21 protein-coding genes are annotated in these 19,470 nt (G+C 66.4%); 9 read left to right on the forward strand and 12 right to left on the reverse strand.

Features of this window, described 5'->3' with window-relative positions:
- Nucleotides 1-28 precede the first annotated feature (28 nt).
- Genes ACMX2H_RS10050 through ACMX2H_RS10060 form a run of 3 tightly spaced genes read right to left on the reverse strand, consistent with a single transcriptional unit; the run spans nt 29 to nt 3,074 of the window.
- The gene (locus ACMX2H_RS10050) at nt 29-1,240 is read right to left on the reverse strand and encodes an acyl-CoA dehydrogenase family protein (protein WP_414960358.1); all 1,212 of its coding nucleotides are present in this window, start codon (nt 1,238-1,240) and stop codon (nt 29-31) included.
- Entirely contained in the window at nt 1,237-2,139 is a 903-nt protein-coding gene (locus ACMX2H_RS10055) for an amidohydrolase family protein (RefSeq protein ID WP_136786528.1), read from the reverse strand. Before ACMX2H_RS10055 ends, ACMX2H_RS10050 begins: the two co-directional genes overlap by 4 nt.
- Nucleotides 2,140-2,141: 2 nt before the next feature.
- Nucleotides 2,142-3,074, reverse strand: coding sequence for an SDR family NAD(P)-dependent oxidoreductase (locus tag ACMX2H_RS10060; RefSeq protein WP_414960359.1), 933 nt, complete (start codon nt 3,072-3,074; stop codon nt 2,142-2,144).
- A gap of 122 nt (nt 3,075-3,196) precedes the next feature.
- On the opposite strand from ACMX2H_RS10060, the gene ACMX2H_RS10065 reads away from it, so the two are divergent.
- The gene (locus ACMX2H_RS10065) at nt 3,197-3,685 is read left to right on the forward strand and encodes a MarR family winged helix-turn-helix transcriptional regulator (protein ID WP_414960360.1); all 489 of its coding nucleotides are present in this window, start codon (nt 3,197-3,199) and stop codon (nt 3,683-3,685) included.
- 114 nt (nt 3,686-3,799) lie between these two features.
- Here ACMX2H_RS10065 and ACMX2H_RS10070 read toward each other — a convergent pair whose 3' ends face one another.
- The 5 genes from ACMX2H_RS10070 to ACMX2H_RS10090 form a co-directional block, all read right to left on the reverse strand.
- Nucleotides 3,800-4,663: an ABC transporter ATP-binding protein gene (locus tag ACMX2H_RS10070; protein ID WP_414960361.1), complete on the reverse strand. Its 864-nt coding sequence runs from the start codon at nt 4,661-4,663 to the stop codon at nt 3,800-3,802.
- The gene (locus ACMX2H_RS10075; RefSeq protein ID WP_414960362.1) at nt 4,653-5,426 is read right to left on the reverse strand and encodes an ABC transporter permease; all 774 of its coding nucleotides are present in this window, start codon (nt 5,424-5,426) and stop codon (nt 4,653-4,655) included. The genes ACMX2H_RS10070 and ACMX2H_RS10075 overlap by 11 nt, the downstream gene beginning before the upstream one ends.
- Nucleotides 5,423-6,268, reverse strand: a complete 846-nt coding sequence (locus ACMX2H_RS10080) for an ABC transporter permease (RefSeq protein WP_414960363.1) — start codon at nt 6,266-6,268, stop codon at nt 5,423-5,425. The genes ACMX2H_RS10075 and ACMX2H_RS10080 overlap by 4 nt, the downstream gene beginning before the upstream one ends.
- A 252-nt stretch (nt 6,269-6,520) precedes the next feature.
- Nucleotides 6,521-6,760 (reverse strand): PLD nuclease N-terminal domain-containing protein, encoded by a 240-nt coding sequence (locus tag ACMX2H_RS10085; protein WP_414960364.1) that lies wholly within the window; start codon nt 6,758-6,760, stop codon nt 6,521-6,523.
- 71 nt (nt 6,761-6,831) lie between these two features.
- Nucleotides 6,832-7,575 carry an NUDIX hydrolase gene (locus tag ACMX2H_RS10090; protein WP_414960365.1) on the reverse strand — a complete coding sequence of 248 codons (744 nt, stop codon included), beginning with the start codon at nt 7,573-7,575 and terminating at the stop codon, nt 6,832-6,834.
- Nucleotides 7,576-7,647: 72 nt separating this feature from the next.
- On the opposite strand from ACMX2H_RS10090, the gene ACMX2H_RS10095 reads away from it, so the two are divergent.
- From ACMX2H_RS10095 to ACMX2H_RS10110, 4 genes are all read left to right on the forward strand, one after another.
- A complete protein-coding gene (locus ACMX2H_RS10095; RefSeq protein ID WP_414960366.1) occupies nt 7,648-8,250 on the forward strand; it encodes an NAD(P)-dependent oxidoreductase in 603 nt (200 codons plus the stop codon).
- A gap of 73 nt (nt 8,251-8,323) precedes the next feature.
- Nucleotides 8,324-8,617: a DUF503 domain-containing protein gene (locus ACMX2H_RS10100; protein WP_414960367.1), complete on the forward strand. Its 294-nt coding sequence runs from the start codon at nt 8,324-8,326 to the stop codon at nt 8,615-8,617.
- 74 nt (nt 8,618-8,691) lie between these two features.
- Entirely contained in the window at nt 8,692-9,153 is a 462-nt protein-coding gene (locus ACMX2H_RS10105; protein ID WP_414960368.1) for a hotdog fold thioesterase, read from the forward strand.
- A gap of 39 nt (nt 9,154-9,192) precedes the next feature.
- Nucleotides 9,193-10,014: an aldo/keto reductase gene (locus tag ACMX2H_RS10110; protein WP_414960391.1), complete on the forward strand. Its 822-nt coding sequence runs from the start codon at nt 9,193-9,195 to the stop codon at nt 10,012-10,014.
- Nucleotides 10,015-10,120: 106 nt separating this feature from the next.
- On the opposite strand, the gene ACMX2H_RS10115 is transcribed toward ACMX2H_RS10110, so the two are convergent.
- On the reverse strand, nt 10,121-11,224 hold the full coding sequence (locus ACMX2H_RS10115; RefSeq protein WP_414960369.1) for a fatty acid desaturase family protein: 1,104 nt from the start codon (nt 11,222-11,224) through the stop codon (nt 10,121-10,123).
- Nucleotides 11,225-11,528: 304 nt separating this feature from the next.
- Here ACMX2H_RS10115 and ACMX2H_RS10120 point away from each other — a divergent pair, with 304 nt between their 5' ends.
- The 4 genes from ACMX2H_RS10120 to ACMX2H_RS10135 all read left to right on the forward strand — a co-directional run bounded on the left by ACMX2H_RS10120 (nt 11,529) and on the right by ACMX2H_RS10135 (nt 14,524).
- Nucleotides 11,529-11,735 carry a cold-shock protein gene (locus tag ACMX2H_RS10120; protein WP_136786514.1) on the forward strand — a complete coding sequence of 69 codons (207 nt, stop codon included), beginning with the start codon at nt 11,529-11,531 and terminating at the stop codon, nt 11,733-11,735.
- Between the two features lie 126 nt (nt 11,736-11,861).
- Nucleotides 11,862-12,575 (forward strand): hypothetical protein, encoded by a 714-nt coding sequence (locus ACMX2H_RS10125; protein ID WP_414960370.1) that lies wholly within the window; start codon nt 11,862-11,864, stop codon nt 12,573-12,575.
- A gap of 1 nt (nt 12,576) precedes the next feature.
- Nucleotides 12,577-13,266: a PspA/IM30 family protein gene (locus ACMX2H_RS10130; RefSeq protein ID WP_414960371.1), complete on the forward strand. Its 690-nt coding sequence runs from the start codon at nt 12,577-12,579 to the stop codon at nt 13,264-13,266.
- Nucleotides 13,267-13,483: 217 nt separating this feature from the next.
- Nucleotides 13,484-14,524 (forward strand): D-2-hydroxyacid dehydrogenase, encoded by a 1,041-nt coding sequence (locus ACMX2H_RS10135; protein WP_414960372.1) that lies wholly within the window; start codon nt 13,484-13,486, stop codon nt 14,522-14,524.
- A 94-nt stretch (nt 14,525-14,618) separates the two neighbouring features.
- Here ACMX2H_RS10135 and xdhC read toward each other — a convergent pair whose 3' ends face one another.
- The 3 genes from xdhC to ACMX2H_RS10150 are packed head-to-tail and all read right to left on the reverse strand — an operon-like array spanning nt 14,619 to nt 19,299.
- The gene (gene xdhC, locus ACMX2H_RS10140) at nt 14,619-15,458 is read right to left on the reverse strand and encodes a xanthine dehydrogenase accessory protein XdhC (protein WP_414960392.1); all 840 of its coding nucleotides are present in this window, start codon (nt 15,456-15,458) and stop codon (nt 14,619-14,621) included.
- Complete coding sequence (xdhB, locus tag ACMX2H_RS10145; RefSeq protein WP_414960373.1) at nt 15,458-17,839, reverse strand: xanthine dehydrogenase molybdopterin binding subunit; 2,382 nt, start codon at nt 17,837-17,839, stop codon at nt 15,458-15,460. The genes xdhC and xdhB overlap by 1 nt, the downstream gene beginning before the upstream one ends.
- A complete protein-coding gene (locus tag ACMX2H_RS10150; protein ID WP_414960374.1) occupies nt 17,836-19,299 on the reverse strand; it encodes a xanthine dehydrogenase small subunit in 1,464 nt (487 codons plus the stop codon). Before ACMX2H_RS10150 ends, xdhB begins: the two co-directional genes overlap by 4 nt.
- Between the last annotated feature and the right edge of the window lie 171 nt (nt 19,300-19,470).

Raw genomic sequence — 19,470 nt, forward strand, 5'->3', positions numbered from 1 at the left:
TCCTTGGGGAATGGGTTGTAGCTGTGGTTTAGCGGAAGGCGCCGGTTCCGGTAATGGCCCGGCCCACGATCAGGGCGTTGATTTCGTGCGTGCCCTCGTAGGAATAGACGGCCTCTGCATCGGCGTGGAAGCGCGCGACGTCGGTGTCCAGCGTGATGCCGTTGCCTCCGACCACTTCCCGCGCCAGGGCGACGGTCTCACGCATCCGGGCGCTGCAGAACATCTTGGCCAAGGCGGAATTCTCGTCCTTGTAGATGCCTTCCTCCTGCTGCTGGGTCAGCCGCACCGCCATGCCGAGCGACGCGGTGACGTTGCCGAGCATGGTGGCGAGCTTCTCCTGAATCAGCTGGAAGCCGGCCAGCGGCTTGCCGAACTGTTTCCGCTCCTTGACGTAGCGCAGCGCGGCCTCGTAGGCCCCGGCCTGCAGCCCGGTGGCGATCCAGGCAACGTCGGAGCGCATGTTTCGCAGCAGCGAGGCCACGTCCGCGAACGAGTTCACATTCTGCAGCCGGGCCGAGTCCGGGACCCGCACGCCGGTCAGCGTGATGTCAGCGTTTTGCATCATCCGCAGCGAGGTCTTGCGCAGGATTTTGGAAAGCTCGACGCCGGGGGCATCGGTCGGCACCAGGAAGCACTTGACCTGGCCGTCGGCCTGGTCGCGGGCGAAGATGGCGAGCACATCGGCGGTAACAGCTCCGCCGATCCAGCGCTTGGCGCCGTCGATAATCCATTCGTCGCCGTCGCGCCGGGCGCTGGTTTCCAGACCGCCGGCGATGTCCGATCCGTGTTCCGGTTCGGTCAGCGCGAAAACGCCCTTGAACTCGAAGCTGCGGATCTTCGGGTCCAGCTCGGCGGCCTGCTCTGCGCTGCCGCCCAGGTTGACCGCCGTGCGGAACAGCCCGGACTGTGCGTTGTAGAAGGTGGCAACAGATGCGTCCGTCCGGGCGAGTTCAAAGTTGCGGAATCCTTCGTACAGCCCGGACGGCTTGGCGCCGCCCTCGGTCAGCTCCGCTGGGGCCATCAGGTCCAGGTCGTAGAGCGGCTGCGCTATCTGGTACGGGAACTCGCCTTGCTCCCAGTAGTCGGCCAGCAGCGGGTGGACCTGTTCCTGCAGCACCGTGCGCAGCCGGCCGAGCACGCTGCGTTCGGCGTCGGTCAGCAGCGTGGCGTAGCCGTACTGGTCGGACGGGTAGAACTGCTCGGCCATGGTTCCGGCCCTTTCTGCGGCGACGGCGCTCATCGCTGCGCCCCGTCCAGCCCCAGCAGCCGCACGGCGTTGTCCTTCAGGATCTTCGGGCGCACCTCGTCCTTCAGCGGCAGGTCCGCGAAGGCACCCAGCCACTTCTCCGGGGTGATCAGCGGGTAGTCGGTGCCGAAGAGCACCTTGTCCTGCAGCACCGAGTTGGAGAGCTTCACCAGCGACTCCGGGAAGTACTTCGGCGACCAGCCGGACAGGTCGATGAACACGTTCGACTTGTGCGTGGCAATCGAGTTGGCCTCGTCCTGCCAGGGCACCGACGGGTGCGCCATGATGATCTGGAACTGGGGGAAGTCCGCGGCGATCTCGTCCAGCAGCAGCGGGTTGGAGTAGCCCAGCTTGATTCCGGATCCGCCGGGGGTGCCGGCACCCATGCCGTTCTGCCCGGTATGGAAGACGGCCGGCAGGCCAAGCGACTCCAGCGCCTCCCACAGCGGGTAGTACCGCTCGTCGGATGGGTTGAAGCCCTGCAGGCTGGGGTGGAATTTGAACCCGCGCACGCCGTAGTCCTCGACCAGCAGCTTCGCCCGGTCGATAGCCTCGGCGCCGGTGAGCGGATCGACCGAGCCGAACGGGATCAGCACGTCGTTGTTCCGGGCTGCCCCCTCGGCAATATCCTCGATGCTGTTCGGCTGGTGCTTCAACCGGGTCCGGGCGTCCACGGTGAACACCACGGCGGCCATCTTGAGCTCCCGGTAGGTGGCTGCAATCGCATCCAGCGAGGGGGTCCGCTCCTCGGCCTTGAAGTACTTGCTCGAGGCGTCCATCAGTTCCTGCGGCAGCGAGACGTGCCCGTGGCCGTCGATCTCGACATGCACATGCATATCGATCGCGGTCAGCGAGGCGACATCCAGGCCCAGTTCGTAGCGCACGGGTGCCATCGCTACTTCGCCGCCGGCTCAGGCTGCAGTTCGGCCGGCAGTTCGGGGAATTCCTCGCCCACGCTCTGCAGCCGGCCCCCCAGGAGGTCATCGAAGCGCTCCATCAGCGCCTCGTAGGTCCAGCCGCCGTCAACAAACTCGGTAACCACGGCTTCCGGATGGGACCACAGCTGCAGGCGGTCGCCGCCAACGCCGATCGCCTGGCCGGTCACCTTGGCCGCGGCGTCGGAGGCGAGGTAGGCAACCAGGCCGGCAACGTCGTCGGCCGTGCCAAAGCCCAGGTCCTTGCGGAAGAAGTCCGGCATCGCCTCGCCGCGTTCGTCGGCCTCCACCGCCTTCTGGAAGAACGGCACGGTCTTGGTCATCGCCGTGGCGGCCACCGGGATGATGGCGTTGGCGGTAACGCCGGCCCTCTTCATCTCCAGCGCCCACGTGCGGACCATGCCCACAATGCCGGCCTTCGCGGCGGCGTAGTTGGTCTGGCCGAAGTTGCCGCGCTGGCCGGTCGGCGAGCCGATGGTGATGATGCGGCCGGCCACGCCGTTCTCCTTGAAGTGGGCGTAGGCCTCGCGGACGCAGGTGAAGGTGCCGCGCAGGTGCACGTTGATCACCAGGTCGAAGTCCTCATCCGTCATCTTCAACAGCGACTTGTCCCGCAGCACGCCGGCATTGGTCACCAGGATGTCCAGCCCGCCGAAGGTCTCGACGGCGGTGCTCACCAACTGCTTGGCGGTCTCGGTGGAGCCCACCGGAGCGACGACGGCGGTGGCCTTGCCGCCGGCGGCCGTGATGCTGGCGACAGCCTCCTCAGCCACCTGAGCGTCAACATCATTGACGACGACGGCGGCGCCCTGGCGGGCAAGTTCCTGGGCATAGGCCAGGCCGAGGCCGCGGCCGCTTCCGGTGACGATGGCTACTTTTCCGGCCAGTGACATTTGATGCTCCTTGTTCCTGCACTTGAGGGGTGCATGGGTTTATGCTGGACTGAAACCAATGACAACCCATATGATTGAAAAAGTCAATCATATTTTCAGGCATCAAGACGTAGCGAGGGACCATGCCCGCACCAACCACGGCCGAGGCGGCCACCTCCAGCCAGCCCACGGCAGGAAACGGCGTCGAGCGGCTGTACAGCACGGATCTGGCCAGCGAGATCGAATTCCTTACTGCGCGGGCGCGGTCGCTGGGCTCGGGCCGGGCCAACAACATGCTCGCTGAACTGGATCTGAAGGTGCGGTCCTATTCGGTCCTCTCGCTGGCCTGCAGCGGACAGAACCCCTCGCAGCGCGAACTGGCAGACTTCCTGAGCCTGGACCCCAGCCAGATCGTGGCCCTGGTGGATCAACTGGAGAAGCGCGGGGCCGTGACACGGGAAGCCGATCCGCGCGACCGCCGGTCCAAGGTCATTGCTCCCACGGCTGCCGGTCGCCGGCTCTACAAGCGGGCCGAAGCGATCGTCCGCCAGGCCTCGGACCACTCGCTGGCCCAGCTGAACGACCAGGAGCGCGAAACACTGCGCGACCTGCTCCGCCGTATCGCCTTCTGACGCCTGGCGGGGGCAGGCGCTGATTAACAACAACCGCTCCCGGACGTCGGTTAAACAACGGAGCCGGCCACTTCCGCGAAGGAAGCGGCCGGCTCCGGCGCTTATCAGGCGCGGCTAGCTTGCGCTGCCGGCCTGGGTGGCGGCCGCGGGGCGGTGGCCCTGCTTGGCGCGCTGGATCTGCTCGTAGACGTGGTGGCGCAGCTCGGTGAACCGCGGCAGTGCGCGGGTGTTGAGCTGGTCGCGCTCGTCCGGCAGGTCGATTTCCAGGTCTTCCTGGATCACGGTCGGCGAGGAGGACAGGATGATCACGCGCTGGCCCAGGTACACCGATTCGTCGATGTCATGGGTGACGAACAGGACGGTCACGCCGAGCTTCTTCCAGACCGTGCGGATCAAATCCTCCAGGTCGGCGCGGGTCTGCGCGTCAACGGCCGCGAACGGCTCGTCCATCAACAGCACCTCGGGCTGGTAGGCCACGGCACGGGCAATCGCCACGCGCTGCTGCATACCGCCGGAGAGCTGCCACGGGTAGGACTGCGGCACATGGTCCAGGCCAACGGCCTCCAGGGCCTCGTCCACCAGCTTGTCCCGCTCGGCCTTGTTCATCCCGGCGTTCTTCAGCGGCAGTTCCACGTTCTCGCGGACCCGCATCCAGGGGAACAGCGAGCGGCCGTATTCCTGGAACACCACCGCCATCTTCTTCGGCGGGCCGGTCACCCGAGCGCCGTCCAGCAGCACTTCGCCCTCGGTCGGGGCCAACAGCCCGGAGATGCACTTGAGCAGGGTGGTCTTGCCGGAACCGGACGGACCCACCAGGCAGGCCAGCTCCCCCGCCTTCAGGTCGAAAGTCAGGTTGCGCACCGCCTCGATGTCGCCGCCGTCGGTGTGGTAGACCTTCTTGACGCCGCGGACCGAGAGCATCGCCTGGCCTTCGGGCAGGGTCCTGCCGGTGGAAACGGGAGTGGTTTCAGGCTGCATTTTCTACCTCTCGCAGGCCGTGGTACCAGCGCAGGATCCTGCGCTCGGTCCATTGGAAAATTAGTGACATGGCAACACCGATCAGGCCCAGCACCACGATGCCGGACCACATCTCCGGGATCGCGAAGGAACGCTGGAACTGCACGATGGTAAAGCCCAGCCCCTCGGACGAGGCGAACATTTCGGAAATGACCATCAGGATCAAACCGATCGACAGGCACTGGCGGACACCGGCCATGATCTGCGGTGCCGCGGACGGCAGCACCAGGTAACGCACCCGGGCCACGCCCCCGATCCCGTAAGTGTGGGCCGAATCCGAGAGCACCGAGTCAATGGCGCGGACACCCTCAATCGTGTTCAGCAGCACCGGCCAGATGCAGCCGGAAATGATGACCACAACCTTCATCGAGTCGGTGATGCCCATCAGCAGCATCAGCACCGGAATCAGCACCGGCGGCGGGATCGCCCGGAAGAACTCCAGCACCGGCTCTGTGAAGTCACGCAACCACTTGACCGAACCGATCAACAGGCCGGCAGCAATACCGAGCACGATCGCGGCGATCACACCGACGAGCAGCCGGCCGATGGAGGGCAGCACGTCGGAGAAAATCCGCTCGCCGAACCAGGTCTCGGCGAACGCTTCCGCCAGCGTGGCCGGGGTCGGAACGAAGAAGTTCGTCGTGCCCAGCGTGGAGGCCCACCAAATCAGGACCAGGATGACCGGCAGGGCCAACCCGTAGGCAAAGCCTTTCAGGATTTTCACACGATCACCTCGGAACGGATGGAGGAATGCCAGGACAACGTCTTGCGCTCAATGAAGCGCATCACCAGGTTGATCAGCACACCGATCAAACCGGTGGCCAGCACCAGCGCATACATCCCGGAAATTGCTCCGCCGGACTGCGCCAGCGAGATTTCCCTGCCCAGGCCCGGAGAACCGATCACCAGTTCGGCCGTGATCGCCAGAATCAGTGCCACCGCCGCCGCCAGCCGCACGCCGGTCATCAGGTACGGCAAAGCCGTCGGGAAGACCACGTAACGGACCCGGGCGAACCGGCCCAAACCGTAGGACTTCGCGGTCTGCATGGCCACGTTATCCACGTCAGCCACCCCATAGAGCACCTGGATAAAGACCTGCCAGAACGACGCATACACAATCAGCATCAGCGAAGACTCGATCTTCACGCCGAACAGCAGCACGGCCAGCGGAATCAGCGCCACCGACGGGATCGGGCGCAGGAACTCCACGGTGGAGTTAGTCACCTTCCGCAGGAAGTTGGACGACCCGATGATGAAGCCGAGCACCACTGCCAGCAGCACGGCCATCAAGAGGCCCAGGAACCATGCCAGCATGGTCTCGCCCACCGCCACCCAGAAAGCCGTCAAGCCGAAATCGTTGAACAGCATCGCGATGACCTCGGACGCTGGCGGCAGGAAGCGCGCTTCCACGATCCCTACCCGCGGCACCAGTTCCCACACCAGCAAGAACGCCAAAATACCGGCCAGCCCCAGCAACTGCTTGGTGGGGCGCTTCTTCGCCGGGCGCTTGCGCGAACGGCTGGCCGCGGCACCCTGGCTGTCTGTTGTCACCGACGGAGCGCTCATGACAGCAACTCATCCCGGTGCGGCGCCCTATTCAGCGCACATTTCATTTCCACTCCTTCTGCCCCGAGGAGAACGGGGATACAGACCACTTGTTCGCTGACCGAACACGCGTTCACTATTTCAAGTGTGGTCGATGCCACTTCGTGACGTCAAACACTCTAAGGCATCGTTACCCAGCCGAAACCACAAGACAGTGTTTGACGGGGTTTACCAGCAGTGGATTGAAATCTTCAACGGATTGTGTTTAGGGATTCAGCGCTTGCGGCCGAAAAGGAAGTAGGCCGCAGGGCCAACGAAATTTAGGAACGACGCCGCAAACCACGCCGGCTTCGGCCCGTTGACCATGGCGGCCGGCCGCTTCTTCAGGTCCCTCAGCGCGGCGGTCTGCAAGGCAATCTGCACCGCGGCGGTGAGGCCAACGCGCAGCTTCTGACCCGTGCTCAGATCCTTGAAGGACTTTTTCTTGGTGGCCCTCTTGAGTGCGTTCTTCATGGCGGTCTCCCGGTCTATGCAGGCAGCAGGTGCCACAAGTCTAGGCGCGCATCAGCGGGCGGAATAGGGGTTTAGTGGTCCCGTTCGTACCGCCACGGCAGCGAACCGGTGGAGAGCCTGTGCCGTGCCCCGGCGGAGGCTGCCGGTCCGGGCCCGGGATACGCATCGTCGCCCGCCCAGACGATGGTCTGGCCGGTGGCCGGATCATCGATCACGTGGCTTTCGAAGTCGAAGGGCTGCGCGCCGCGGGCCGCAACCAGGGCGTCAGACACCGTTGCGAAGCCGCTCAGTTCGTGCAGCGTGACCCAGGTGGGCGGAACCAGTTGCATGCGTCCGGTCTGGTGCCGGAGGAGCGCTTCGGCTGGCGACATCCACGCGTAGCCGGCCAACTCGCCGTCGTTCAGCTGGACCTCTCCGTCGGGCGCTGCGGCCAGGAAGAACCAGGTTTGGAAGCGGCGAACCAGGCTGTGCCGGGGCACCCAGTTGGACAGGTGCACCAGCTCCTGCCCGGCAATCCGCAGCCCGGTTTCTTCGAACGTCTCGCGCACCCCGGCATTCCTCGCCGCGGCCAGTTGCTTGGTTAGGCCATTGACGACGGCGGTGCCCGGCGAGGCGGCGGCGGCGGCTTCCGCCTCGGCTTCCAGATAGTCGTCCGGATCCACCTTGCCGCCGGGGAATACCCAGGCCCCGGCGAAGGTTCCCTTGCCAGGCCGTTCCAGCATCAGGACCTCGAGTCTGTCCGCGCTGTCGCGCAGCAAGACGACTGTTGCCGCCAGCTCCGCTTGGTTCGCCTGGCTGTCCACCGTGTTCTCCACGCCCTCTAGCTTAGGTCCGTGGTTGAAACGAGGGTGCCAGCCGACCGTTTCACCCCATGAGAGGACTTCCAGATGAAGATTGCCGTCTACGGCGCCACCGGCATGGTCGGCAGCCAGATCACCGCAGAGGCACTGCGCCGCGACCACCAGGTCACCGCGATTTCGCGCAGCGGCGCCGCGATGAATGGCGCATCCGCCCTGGCGGCGGAGCTCTCCGATGTGAAGACCTACAAGCAGGTTGCCGGCGAGCACGACGTCGTCGTCCTTTCCATCCCGCCGTCGCGCACCGGTGAATCCCACGCGCCGTTCGTGGATGCGCACGAGGCGATCTCCGAGACCCTCATCCCGGCGCGGCTGTTCGTAGTCGGTGGCGCCGGTGCCACCGAGGTGGACGGCGTGCAGCTGAAGGACCTGCCCGGCTTCCCGGAGGACTACAAGCCCGAGGCCACCACCATGGCCGAAGTTCTGGAACTGTACCGCTCCGCGTCCGGCCTGGAATGGACCATGCTGGCTCCCGCGCCGCAGATCGCGCCCGGCGAGCGTACCGGAACCTACAAGCTGGGCGCCGATTCCCCCGCCGGCGAGAGCGTCTCCACGCAGGACTTCGCCGTGGCCGTGCTCGATGAGCTGGAAAACCCGCAGCATGAGAACCGGCGCTTCACGGTAGCCAACTAGGATGTCCTCGGTGGCCGGGCCGCCGGTGCCGTTCGGTGCCGGCGGCCCGGCAGCCTGTCCTAGACTCGTCGGCATGTGGATCGGCTGGATTGAGTTCGACTTGCTCCTCGGCGATGTCCATTCGCTGAAGGAAAAACGCTCTGTGCTGCGGCCGATCATCGCCGAGGTGCGGAAGCGATTCGACGTTTCCGTGGCCGAGGTCGGCCAGCAGAACCTCTACCGCCGGGCCGAGGTGGGCATCGGTTTGGTCGGCGCCGACCGTGCCCACGTGGTGCAGGTGCTGGACACGGCCGAAAACTACATCGCCTACCGGCCGGGCGTTGACCTGCTGAGCACGCGACGGAAGATCCTCTCCAGCGAGGATTGAGCCTTCGCGGCGGGTTTCAGGGCAACGCCGGGCGCGTGATCAGAGCGCCGGGCTTGGTAGCGTGGATCACGCCAATGATCCACGCCACGTCCGGGAGGACACCGTTGACCACCCCTGCCCCCAACGCGCAGTTTGCCACGGTCGAGGACCTGGTCCGCCACCGCTACTCGTCCGACAAAGCGTCCCAGCACCTCGGCATTGAGGTGCTCGAGGCCGAAGAGGGGCGCGTGGTCATGGCTATGGCCGTCCAGGACTACATGCTGAACGGCCACCACATCCTGCATGGCGGATACCTCTTCACCTTGGGCGACACCTGCTTCGCGTTTGTCTGCGAATCGCTGGGCCGCCCGTCCGTCTCCCGGCAGGCCGAAATTACCTACATTGCACCCGGCGCGGCGGATTCACGCCTGATCGCCACCGGCATCGAGCGCACCCGCTTTGGCCGCAACAACATTGTGGATATTTCCATCCACGACCAGGACGGACAGCACCTGGCCGAACTGCGCGTGTACGGCGTGCTGGTCCCGAAAAAGTAGTTCCGCATCCCCTGCACGAAGGAGCATCCTGTGGTCACTGTGCCCACCATCGACCTCAACAACGGCGTCGCCATCCCGCAACTGGGCTTTGGCGTCTTCCAGGTGCCGCCGGCCGAGACCCAGCAGGCGGTCGAGGCTGCACTCGAAGCGGGCTACCGCCACATCGACACGGCTGCCGCGTACCGCAACGAGTCCGGCGTCGGCGCCGCGATCAAGGCCAGCGGGATTGCCCGTGAGGACCTGTTCATCACCACCAAACTGCGCAACGGCGAACAAGCGACCGCGCGCGAAGCCTTCGACGCCAGCCTGCGCGAACTGGGCCTGGACTTCGTGGACCTGTACCTGATCCACTGGCCGGTGCCGTCGCAAAACCTTTACGTGCAGGCCTGGCAGGTGCTTGAAGAGATCTACACCGAGGGCCTCAGCCGGGCCATCGGCGTCTCCAACTTCATGACCGACCATCTGGAAACCCTGCTGGCCGCCGGAGGCACGGTGCCGGCGGTCAACCAGATCGAGATCCACCCGACCTTCCAGCAGCGCGACGTGGCAGCGCTCAGCCGCAGGCACGGCATCGCCGTCGAGGCCTACAGCCCGCTGGGCCAGGGCGCCGATCTGGAGAGCCGGACGGTCACCGCCATCGCAGCAAAGTACCTGGCCGCTCCGGCCCAAGTAGTGCTCGCCTGGCATCTGGCCAACGGGAACATCGTGATCCCCAAGTCCGCCAACCCGGACCGGATAGCGCAGAACCTGGCCGCAGCACGGCTCACGCTCGATGCTGAAGACCTGGCCGCCATCACCGCGCTCGACGCCGGCGGCCGCATCGGGGCCGATCCGGCCACGGCTGCCTTCACCCAGCTCTAGAGCGGACCCGCCTCAACGAAAAGGACTGTACCGATAACGCCCACGGCCGCAGGGGAAGCCGGCGTTATCGGTACAGTCGATGGGCCGGGGAACCTGCTGAGCGCCACTAGCGCCGGCGGTACTGGGCCACCATCGGGCAGTCGAACGGGTCCCGCGCGGAGAGCCCCACCTTGTTCAGGTACCGGACCACCGTTCCGTAGGACTTGGGCAGCGAGGTTTCGGTGTACGGGATCTTGTGGGTGGCGCAGTATTCGCGCACGATCTCGGCGGCCTTGGCCAGATTCGGCCGCGGCATGCTGGGGAAGAGGTGGTGCTCCACCTGGTAGTTCAGCCCGCCCATGAAAGCGTTGATGGAGCCGCTGCCCAGCCGGGTGCGGCCGATGATGTTGCGGCTGGTCAAGACCTGGCGGCTGAGGAAGTCCACCTTGGAATCCTTGGGGATCAACGGCATGCCCTTGTGATTCGGGGCGAAGGACGCGCCCATGTACACGCCGAAGACGGCCAACTGGACACCAATGAAGGCGAAGGCCATCCCGGTGGGCAGGAAGATGAAGATCGCGGCGATGTAGAGCGACAGCCGGGTGAAGAGGATGGACAGTTCCCGCTTGCGGCCCTTGACCTGGCCGCGGGCAAACAGCGACCTGATCGACGTGGCGTGCAGGTTGATGCCCTCCAGCATCAGCAACGGGAAGAACAGGTAGCCCTGGCGGCGGGTGAACCAGGCCATCAGGCCCTTCCGCTCGGCCGCCTGCTCGGGCAGGAAAGAAATGGTGTCCTGTTCGATGTCCGGGTCTTTGCCGATCGTATTGGGGTTGCCATGATGGCGGCTGTGCTTGTTCATCCACCACTGGAAGCTGATTCCCACCACGGCATTGGCAAGGAACCTCCCGGCCCGGTCGTTGGCCGGTCCGGATTCGAAGACCTGCCGGTGGGCCGCCTCGTGGGCCAGGAACGCCAACTGCGTGAACAGGATCCCGAGTGCCGCTGCAATCAGCAACTGGAACCAGCTGTGGCCCAGCAACACAAAGCCGGTGACCGCACCGCCGAGCCCCAGGGCCAGCGCCACGAACAGGCTGATGTAAAAGCCGCGGCGCTTCCTGAGCAAGCCGGCGTCCCGGACAGTATTCAAAAGTTGGGAGTAGCCGGTGGCTGCCGACGAACCCCGCCTAGTGCGGGTAGAGGTTGCAGGTGAAGATACAGATAAGCTCATGCGGCCTTCGGTGGTTGGGTCCGACTTCCCAGCCGCTTTAGTGGGCAGATACCCCGTAGATGAAGATCACTCTACGTCGCCTTGCTGAACGGATTCTGAACGCGGCAGTCCGTGGTAGTGCCGTTCGGCATCCCTGCAGCAATCGTGTACTGTGAAACCTGTAGTTGTTGTGTTGCGCATTTGATTTTGAGCAACAGGCCCTTCACCGAAGGGGCTGTGCTTCTCTGAACAGCGAACGAAAAAACACCGCTGCAAACGATTCGTGAAGTCCGCGGGTCGTGAAATTACTCGGAGGAGTACAAAAATGGCAACTGGAACCGTCAAGTGGTTTAACTCTGAAAAGGGCTTCGGCTTCATCGCTCCGGACGACGGCTCGGCCGACGTTTTCGCTCACTACTCGGCTATCGAGAACAATGGCGGATACCGCGAACTGCGCGAAGACCAGAAGGTCGAATTCGAAACCGTGCAGGGCCCCAAGGGCCTGCAGGCTGCCAACATTCGCGGCCTCTAAGACGGCAGCGGCAACGCCGCACTAGTCTTCTGATGGAGCCGGTCCCCACTCGGGACCGGCTCCATTGTTTTTCCGGACTATTCCTCGTACTGGCAGGAACCGGCCCTTCGGGGGCAAACTTGAGGCATGAGCATGACGGCGACCGCGAGTTCCGGATCCTTCCTGGCTGACATGGTCCTGCAGATCCTCCTGTTCACCGGCATCACTATGCTGTGCTTCGGCACGGCAATTGCCGTAGGTACATGGCTGCTGATCCGGCGGGTCCGGCGATCCCGCCTGCTCCGGAACGGGCTGCGCACAGGGACCCTCACGGTGCGCAGCTACACCAAGGACGACGCCGGCCGCCGCCTTGCGAGGCAACGGCTCGGCCTGCAGCGCTCGGCCGATGCGACGGGACGTGCTCTGGCCGCCGCTTTTGCGGAGGGCCGCCCGGTCGGCGAACTGCCGTTGGTAGCGGACCGTCTCCAGGCCGCATCCCGAACCTTGGATGAACAACTGAAGCTGGCCGAAGGAGAGCCGGAGCCTAGCGTCAAGCGTTCCCTGGCCGCCAGCTTGGCCGGCCGGACGGACCAGTTGAACCGGCTTTCCGGCGAGCTGCGGCAGCACTTGATGGAGGCCGGCTATTCCGCCGACGCCGAACAGTTGGAACTCGCCGGCAGGCACTTGTCCCGCGAAATCGAGGCGCTGCAAGCATGGTCTTCGTCCTACCGCGGCACTCCTGGCGGCTACGGCGCCCCTGGCGGTCACGGCGCTCCTGTCCCACCACACGGATGGCTGGGCGCCCAGCCGCGCCGCCGGACCGCCCCGGCGCAACGCCGACCCAACCCCACTAGGAGCTAATGTGTCCATCAAACGCCGTATCGGACGCATTATCCGTGCCAACCGCACCGCCAAAGAGCCGCCGGTGGATCCGATGGCCACTATCGCTGCAAGCCAGCAACAACAGTACGACGCCGTGGACCAAGCCCGCCGCAGCGTTGCCGACATCGCCGCTGACTGCCGGCGGATCGAGTTGCTGCTTGACGAGGCCAAAGCCGAGCAGGCCTACTGCGACCGCTACGCCGAAGAGTGTGTAGCCAGGGGCGACGACGACGGCGCCCGCGAGGCCCTGCACCGCAGCATCACCGCGTCCAAGCGCGTGCAAGCGCTCTCCCGCCAGTACGAGCGCATGGCCGAACAATGGCGCCAACTGAACGGCGAACTGGGCCGGCTGTCGCTCCGGATCGACGAAAGCCGGATGCAGTTCCAGGCTCTGCAAGCCCGCCACAGCGTGGCCCAAGCCACGCTCGGCATGCAGCAAGCCGCGTCGGCAGCAGCCGGCAGTGCAACCGATATGCAGTCGGCTGCCCGCGAGGCCGAGCGCGAAACCCGTCGGATCGAGGCAGAGGCCGCGGCCCGGAATGAAATCGCTTGGTCGGACCCGGATTCACCCCAAGTACAGGCTGCGTTCGAATGGCTCGAGGCCAGCGCCGAAGTCGAGGGCCAGCTGGGAGAACTCAAGACCAAAGGCAACCAGCCGCCCCTCAGGTGAATCCCTAGCCATCGCTACAGCATCGTTGTCTGTGCTGGGTCGCCGGGCTGGCGGATCCCCAATCGCGCATGCCCACGGAGTCTGCCTACAGCAACCGTATGCTCGAGCGCATCGCGAGCTCTTGTCCTTCCAGTGCAGCCCGGTGCCCGAAAGCGCCCGCTCCCCTAGGATGGTCACGGCCCCGAGCCTAGGGCCGTGTGGCAACGAAAGGTGGATGATGGCCGAGATGCAGGAGACCTTGACGGAACGCCAGGCCCTCAGGGCCAGCGACCGGGAGACTGCCCCGGCGACTACCGACAAGCCGGTGGTCGCCGTGCTGTACAAGGACCACCTGCCGCCGGGCATGGAGGATGTGGAAGCTGCAGCCGAAGTCCGATACGCCACCGCGGACCAACTGGCCGAGGCGCTGGAGGGGGCGCAGGTGCTGTTGCTCTGGGACTTCTTCTCCTCCGCGCTGGAGGACGCCTGGCATGCCGCCGGCTCGCTGGAGTGGATCCATGTGGTGGCCGCTGGCGTGGACAAACTCCTGTTCGACGACTTGCGGGAATCAGGCGTGGTGGTCACCAACGCCCGCGGCATCTTCGACCGTCCGATGGCGGAGTTCGTGCTCGCCGGGATGCTGGCCTTCGCCAAGAACCTGCCTGGCCTGCTGTCTCTGCAGCGGGAGCAGACCTGGCAGCATAGGGAGACCGAACGGCTGGAATCCAGCCGAGCGCTCATCGTCGGCACCGGGTCGATCGGCCGCGAGATTGCCCGCGTGCTCAAAGCCATGGGCCTACACGTCGCCGGGTCCGGGCGCACGGCCCGCAGTGGCGATGAGGATCTCGGCGAGATATACGCATCATCCGAGCTGGCCGACGTCGTCGGTGGCTTTGACTGGGTGGTGATGGTGGCACCGCTGACCGAGCAGACGCGGCACCTCATCGATGCCTCCGTGCTTAAGGCCATGAAGCCCTCGGCCCGGTTGATCAACGTGGGCCGCGGTGCCAGCGTGGATACCCAGGCATTGGTGGAGGCGTTGCGGGCCGGAGCCATCGCCGGTGCTGCCTTGGACGTGTTCGAAATCGAACCGCTGCCGGCCGACCACCCGCTGTGGTCGATGGACAACGTGATCATCTCCCCTCATCTGAGCGGCGATGCCCGGGGCTGGCTGCCGCAGCTCGCCGGGCAGTTCGCGGACAACTTCGGCCGCTACGTCCGGCAGCAGCCGCTGGAGAACGTGATCGACAAGAAGCTGGGCTTCGCCGCACCGTCCTAAACCTGATCGGGACGGCTTCTGGTTCTGCCCGTCAGGGCCTCGGGACACCGACCGGATTTATCTGGCCTGGCGAGGCAGCCACCTTGCAGGCCCACTACTCCGGGAACTTCGAAACCGCGCGGGGCGCCGGCCCGGAAGCTTCCGGTACCGCGCTGCCCAGCCTGCCGAGCAGCTCCGCGGCGACAGCGACGGCGATGGCGGCGGGCGCTTTGCCGCCGATGCCGGGCAGGCCGATGGGGCAGCGGATGGAGTCGACGTCGTCATGCCCTTCCGCGCGGAGCCGCTGCCGGAACCGGGCCCATTTGGCCGTCGAGCCGATCAGGCCAACGTCCAGGCCGCCCCGGCGCAGTGCGGCGTCGCACAGCAGGAAGTCCTCGGCGTGGTCGTGGGTCATGATGTAGACGTGCGAGCCGGCCGGCAAGGCCTGCAGCACAGTCTCCGGTGCCGGAGTGTGGTGGGCCGTGACGGTGGCGCTGCCGGCGGTCACATCGGCCAGCCGGAGCGGATCGAGCTGCCCGGCCCGGCTGTCGGTCAGGTGCAGGCGCAGGCGCAGCCTGGAGAGGATCCGGGCCAGTTCGAACCCCACATGCCCGACGCCGAAAATCGCCACCACCGGATCATGGCGCAGCGGCTCCAGCAGGACCTGCACTTCGCCGCCGCAGCACTGGCGTCCGTGTTGGTTCGCCGCGTGCTCGTTGAGCGCAAACGTCAGGGTTTCGGGCGCTGCGGACGCATCGGCGATCATGCGGCGGGCCCGGTCGATCACTTCGGCCTCGAGGTTCCCGCCGCCGATGCTGTCCCATAGAGCGTCGGCCGCGATGACCATCTTGGCGCCCGCCTCACGGGGCGCGTGACCGCGCACGGAGACCACCGTGGCGAGCACACCGGGGCCTCCGTCGTCGCGCAGGTTCTGCACCGCGGCCAGCCAGTCCATCATCCGCCCGCTCCCGATGCGGCGGGCGTCGTCGCAGGAACCGTTCCCCTGCCGGCGGCGGCCCGCGCCTCCTGGACAGCCCAAAAGACCGCTTCCGGCGTCGCCGGGCTGGGCAACTCGAGCGGTCGGCTTGGCGGCCCGAAGGCAGCAGCCGCGGCACGCAAGGCCTCGCGCACGCTGAAGGCAAGCATCAGAGGCGGCTCCCCCACCGCCTTGGAACCGTACACCACACCGCTCTCGGTGGCCCGTTCATACAGGTGAACGTTGAACTCCTCGGGCATCTCCGAGAAGCTGGGGATCTTGTAGGTACTGGCTGCCTGCGTGGCCAGCCGGCCTCGGTCCGGACCAGCGCTCGTGTCCCAGCGCAGTTCCTCCAGTGTCAGCCAGCCGGCGCCTTGGACGAAGGCGCCTTCGATCTGGCCCTGGTCGATCAGCGGGGACAGGCTGTCGCCGACGTCGTGCACAATGTCGGTGCGCAGGAACCGGTAGGCCCCGGTGAAGCCGTCCACCTCAACCTCGGAGACTGCGGCACCGTAGGAGAAGTACTTGAAGGGCTCGCCCTGCATGTTGGCGGAGTCCCAATGGATGCCCTCGGTCCGGTAGAAGCCTGCGGCGAAGAGCGGCGTGCGCTGGAAGTAGGCTGTGTGAACCAGCTCGGCAAAGGACAGACTCTCGGGTGAGCCCAGGCTGGTCACCCGGCCGTCCACGAAGCGCACGTTGTACGGCTGGGTGTCCAGCTTCCGTGCCGCGACGTCGGCCAGTTGCTCGCGGATCTGCTCGCAGGCGTGCTTCACCGCCCCGCCGTTGAGGTCGGCGCCCGAACTCGCCGCCGTGGCCGAGGTGTTGGGCACTTTGTCCGTCCGCGTGGGTGCCAGCCGCACGAAGTCCAGCGGCACGCCCAGGGCGGTGGCGGCCACCTGGCGGATTTTGGTGTGCAGGCCCTGGCCCATCTCGGTTCCGCCGTGGTTGACCAGCACCGAACCGTCCTTGTAGACGTGCACCAGCGCGCCGGCCTGGTTGAAGGCCGTGAAGTTGAAGGAGATGCCGAACTTCACCGGCGTCATCGCCAGCCCGCGCTTGGTGTGCTCGTGGGTGGCGTTGAAGCGCGCCACGGCTGCCCGTCGACGCTCCACATCCGCCCGCAATGACAGCTGCGCCCAGATATCGTGCAGCCGTTCGGCGTGCCGGACCGGCTGCCCGTATGGTGTGCTCTGGCCCGGCGCGTAGAAGTTGCGGCGCCGCAGTTCGGCCGGCTCGATGCCCAGCGCCGGCGCGCACCGGCCCAGGATGTCCTCGATGACCAGCATGCCCTGCGGCCCGCCGAACCCGCGGAAGGCTGTCTGCGAGGTTTTGTTCGTCTTGGCAATCCGGCCGAGGACCTCGACGTCGGGAATGAGGTAGGCATTGTCGATGTGGCAGAGGGCGCGGGCCAGGACGGGCTCGGACAGATCCAGGCTCCACCCGCCGTCGGAGGTGATGATGGCGCGCAGCGCGAGCAGGAGCCCGTCGTCGTCGAACCCCACTTCCCAGCTGGCGTGCATCGGATGCCGCTTGCCGGTCATGGTCATGTCCTGGGTGCGGTTCAGCCGCAGCCGGACCGGCCGCCCGGTGAGCACGGCGCCGAGCGCGGCGACGGCGGCCAATCCGTGCGGCTGCATCTCCTTGCCGCCGAACCCGCCGCCCATCCGCAGGCACTGGACGGTGACCTCGCTGTTGGTCAGGCCCAGCACATGGGCGACGATTTCCTGCGTCTCCGAGGGGTGCTGGGTGGAGGACTGGATGAACACCTGTCCGGACTCGTCTACGTGCGCCAGCGACGTGTGGGTCTCCAGATAGAAGTGTTCTTGGCCACCGAACTCGAACGACCCGCTGAACCGGTGCGGCGCGCGCTTCAGCCCGGCCTCGGCGTCACCGCGGGCCACCACCGGCTGGTTTCCCTGATAGCTGGCCGCGTCGATGGCCTCGGTGAGAGTCAGCAGCGACGGCAGCTCCTGGTAATCGACCTCCACGGCTGCCGCGCCCAGTCGCGCGGCCTCGGCGGTTTCGGCCAGCACCCAGCACACGGCGTGGCCGTAGTACATCACCTCGCGGGGGAAGAGCGGTTCGTCGTCCTTGGCTCCGGCGTCGTTGACTCCGGGCACGTCGGCGGAGGTCAGCACCCGGACCACGCCGGGAATGGCCGACGCCGGTTCGGTCCGCAGCGCCGTCACGTAGGCGTGGGCGTGGGGTGCCTGCACCGGCCATGCATACAGGCATCCGCGCATGCGCCCGACCAGATCGTCCGTGTAGAGGGCGGTTCCGGTCACGTGCAGCGCCGCGCTTTCGTGCGATACGGCTTGGCCCACGGCGGGGTTGTCGGGCCGGTCGGCAAGGGAGGTCACCGGATCACCTCCAGTTCCGGCGCGTTTTCGGCATAGAACCTCAGCATCGCCTGCTCCAGCATTGCGGCGCGGTAGCGGGCGCTGGCCCGGTGGTCGTCCATTGGCGTGCCCTCCGTTGCCAGGACAGCGGCTGCCTCCGCCGCGCTCTCCCGGGTCAGTTCGCTGCCGGTCAGCGCATCCTCGGTGGCTGTGGCGCGCAGCGGCGTCGCGGCGACGCCGCCCAGCCCAATCCGCACATCGGTCACGACGGCGCCGTCGAACCTGGCCGCGAACGCGACGGCCACCGAGGAGATATCGTCGAACCTCCGCTTGGCCACCTTGTGGAAAGCCGTGCTCGGAGCCACCGGCAGCGGCACCCGGACGGCGCGGATGATCTCGTCCGGTTCGCGCACGGTCTGGCGGTAGCCGGTGAAGTAGTCGGCGAGCGCCACTGACCTCTCTCCTCGCGGTGAGGCCAGCAGCAGGTTGGCGTCGAGAGCCAGCAGGACCGGCGCGGCGTCGCCGATCGGAGACCCGGTGCCGAGGTTGCCGCCGAGCGTGGCGCTGTTCCGGATCAGCCGGGAAGCGAACTGCGGGAAGAGTTCGCTGAGGAGTGGCACCCGTCCGCCCAGCCCCTGCTCCACTTCGGTGAGCGTGAGGGCGGCCCCGATCTCCACGAGGTCGGCTCCCACGGACAGGCTGCGCAGTTCCTCCAGCCGGTCAATGGCCAGCACCAACCGCGGGCGGCTGTGGCGCAGGTTGCGTTCCACCCCGACGTCGGTGGCCCCGGCCACCAGGACGGCGTCGGGATCCTGTTCCAGCCGGTTCAACAGCTCCTGCAGCGTTCCCGGGCGGATGAATTCCGTCCCGCTGGAGACGAACCGGGTCCGTTTAGCGGCAGGAGCCGGTGCCTCACGTCGGACGGCCAGCGGATCCGCGTCCGCTGGTGCGCCGAGGGCGTAGGCGGCGTCGCGGATGGGCCGGTAGCCGGTGCAGCGGCACAGGTTTCCGCTCAGCGCGTGCAGGTCGAAACCGTTGGGGCTGCCGAGGTCCGGGCCCCGTTCCTCCGCGGCGGCGGGCTGCCGTTCGGGCCGGTAGTACTCGGCCGCCATGGCGCAGACAAAGCCGGGCGTGCAGTAGCCGCACTGGGAACCACCGCGGTCCGCCATTTCGCGCTGGACCGGGTGGAGCTCCTCGGCGCTGCAGGCCCCCGGAGCGCGTCCCAGTCCTTCGGACGTGACCACTTCCCCGCCGTCGAAGGCCAGCGCCGCCGGCAGGCAGGAGTTGACGGCCGTCCAGCGGGTGCGGTCCGGCCCGTCCTCGCGCGCCACCAGCACCGCGCAGGCGCCGCATTCCCCTTCGGCGCAGCCTTCCTTGGCCCCGGTCAGCCCCTGGCCACGCAGCCAGTCAAGCAGGCTGATCTGCGGTCCGGCTGCCAACACCCGCGGCACGCCGTTGACCTTCACCTCATGCGGCTCCATTGCCTCACGCTCCTCCGCCGTCGGAACACGGGCTGGATCTCAGCACTCCCCGGCCGGCTGGTCACCGTAACTGCCCATGATAAAACGTCACGACCTGCATGGGAATGGCTGCCAGGAAACACTCATTTCAGAGCACGACGGCGAGCGCCGGCTTCCGCCGTTTGGTGGGCT

Origin of the sequence: Arthrobacter sulfonylureivorans (genome assembly GCF_047607445.1) — a bacterium.
GTDB classification, from domain to species: domain Bacteria; phylum Actinomycetota; class Actinomycetes; order Actinomycetales; family Micrococcaceae; genus Crystallibacter; species Crystallibacter sulfonylureivorans_A.

Coding starts and splice junctions, on each gene's coding strand:
- ACMX2H_RS10050 (WP_414960358.1), bottom strand. CDS start 1,240: ATGAGCGCCGTCGCCGCAGAAAGGGCCGGAACCATGGCCGAGCAGTTC.
- ACMX2H_RS10055 (WP_136786528.1), bottom strand. CDS start 2,139: ATGGCACCCGTGCGCTACGAACTGGGCCTGGATGTCGCCTCGCTGACC.
- ACMX2H_RS10060 (WP_414960359.1), bottom strand. CDS start 3,074: ATGTCACTGGCCGGAAAAGTAGCCATCGTCACCGGAAGCGGCCGCGGC.
- ACMX2H_RS10065 (WP_414960360.1), top strand. CDS start 3,197: ATGCCCGCACCAACCACGGCCGAGGCGGCCACCTCCAGCCAGCCCACG.
- ACMX2H_RS10070 (WP_414960361.1), bottom strand. CDS start 4,663: ATGCAGCCTGAAACCACTCCCGTTTCCACCGGCAGGACCCTGCCCGAA.
- ACMX2H_RS10080 (WP_414960363.1), bottom strand. CDS start 6,268: ATGAGCGCTCCGTCGGTGACAACAGACAGCCAGGGTGCCGCGGCCAGC.
- ACMX2H_RS10085 (WP_414960364.1), bottom strand. CDS start 6,760: ATGAAGAACGCACTCAAGAGGGCCACCAAGAAAAAGTCCTTCAAGGAT.
- ACMX2H_RS10095 (WP_414960366.1), top strand. CDS start 7,648: ATGAAGATTGCCGTCTACGGCGCCACCGGCATGGTCGGCAGCCAGATC.
- ACMX2H_RS10100 (WP_414960367.1), top strand. CDS start 8,324: ATGTGGATCGGCTGGATTGAGTTCGACTTGCTCCTCGGCGATGTCCAT.
- ACMX2H_RS10105 (WP_414960368.1), top strand. CDS start 8,692: ATGATCCACGCCACGTCCGGGAGGACACCGTTGACCACCCCTGCCCCC.
- ACMX2H_RS10115 (WP_414960369.1), bottom strand. CDS start 11,224: ATGAGCTTATCTGTATCTTCACCTGCAACCTCTACCCGCACTAGGCGG.
- ACMX2H_RS10120 (WP_136786514.1), top strand. CDS start 11,529: ATGGCAACTGGAACCGTCAAGTGGTTTAACTCTGAAAAGGGCTTCGGC.
- ACMX2H_RS10125 (WP_414960370.1), top strand. CDS start 11,862: ATGAGCATGACGGCGACCGCGAGTTCCGGATCCTTCCTGGCTGACATG.
- ACMX2H_RS10135 (WP_414960372.1), top strand. CDS start 13,484: ATGGCCGAGATGCAGGAGACCTTGACGGAACGCCAGGCCCTCAGGGCC.
- xdhC (WP_414960392.1), bottom strand. CDS start 15,458: ATGGACTGGCTGGCCGCGGTGCAGAACCTGCGCGACGACGGAGGCCCC.
- ACMX2H_RS10150 (WP_414960374.1), bottom strand. CDS start 19,299: ATGGAGCCGCATGAGGTGAAGGTCAACGGCGTGCCGCGGGTGTTGGCA.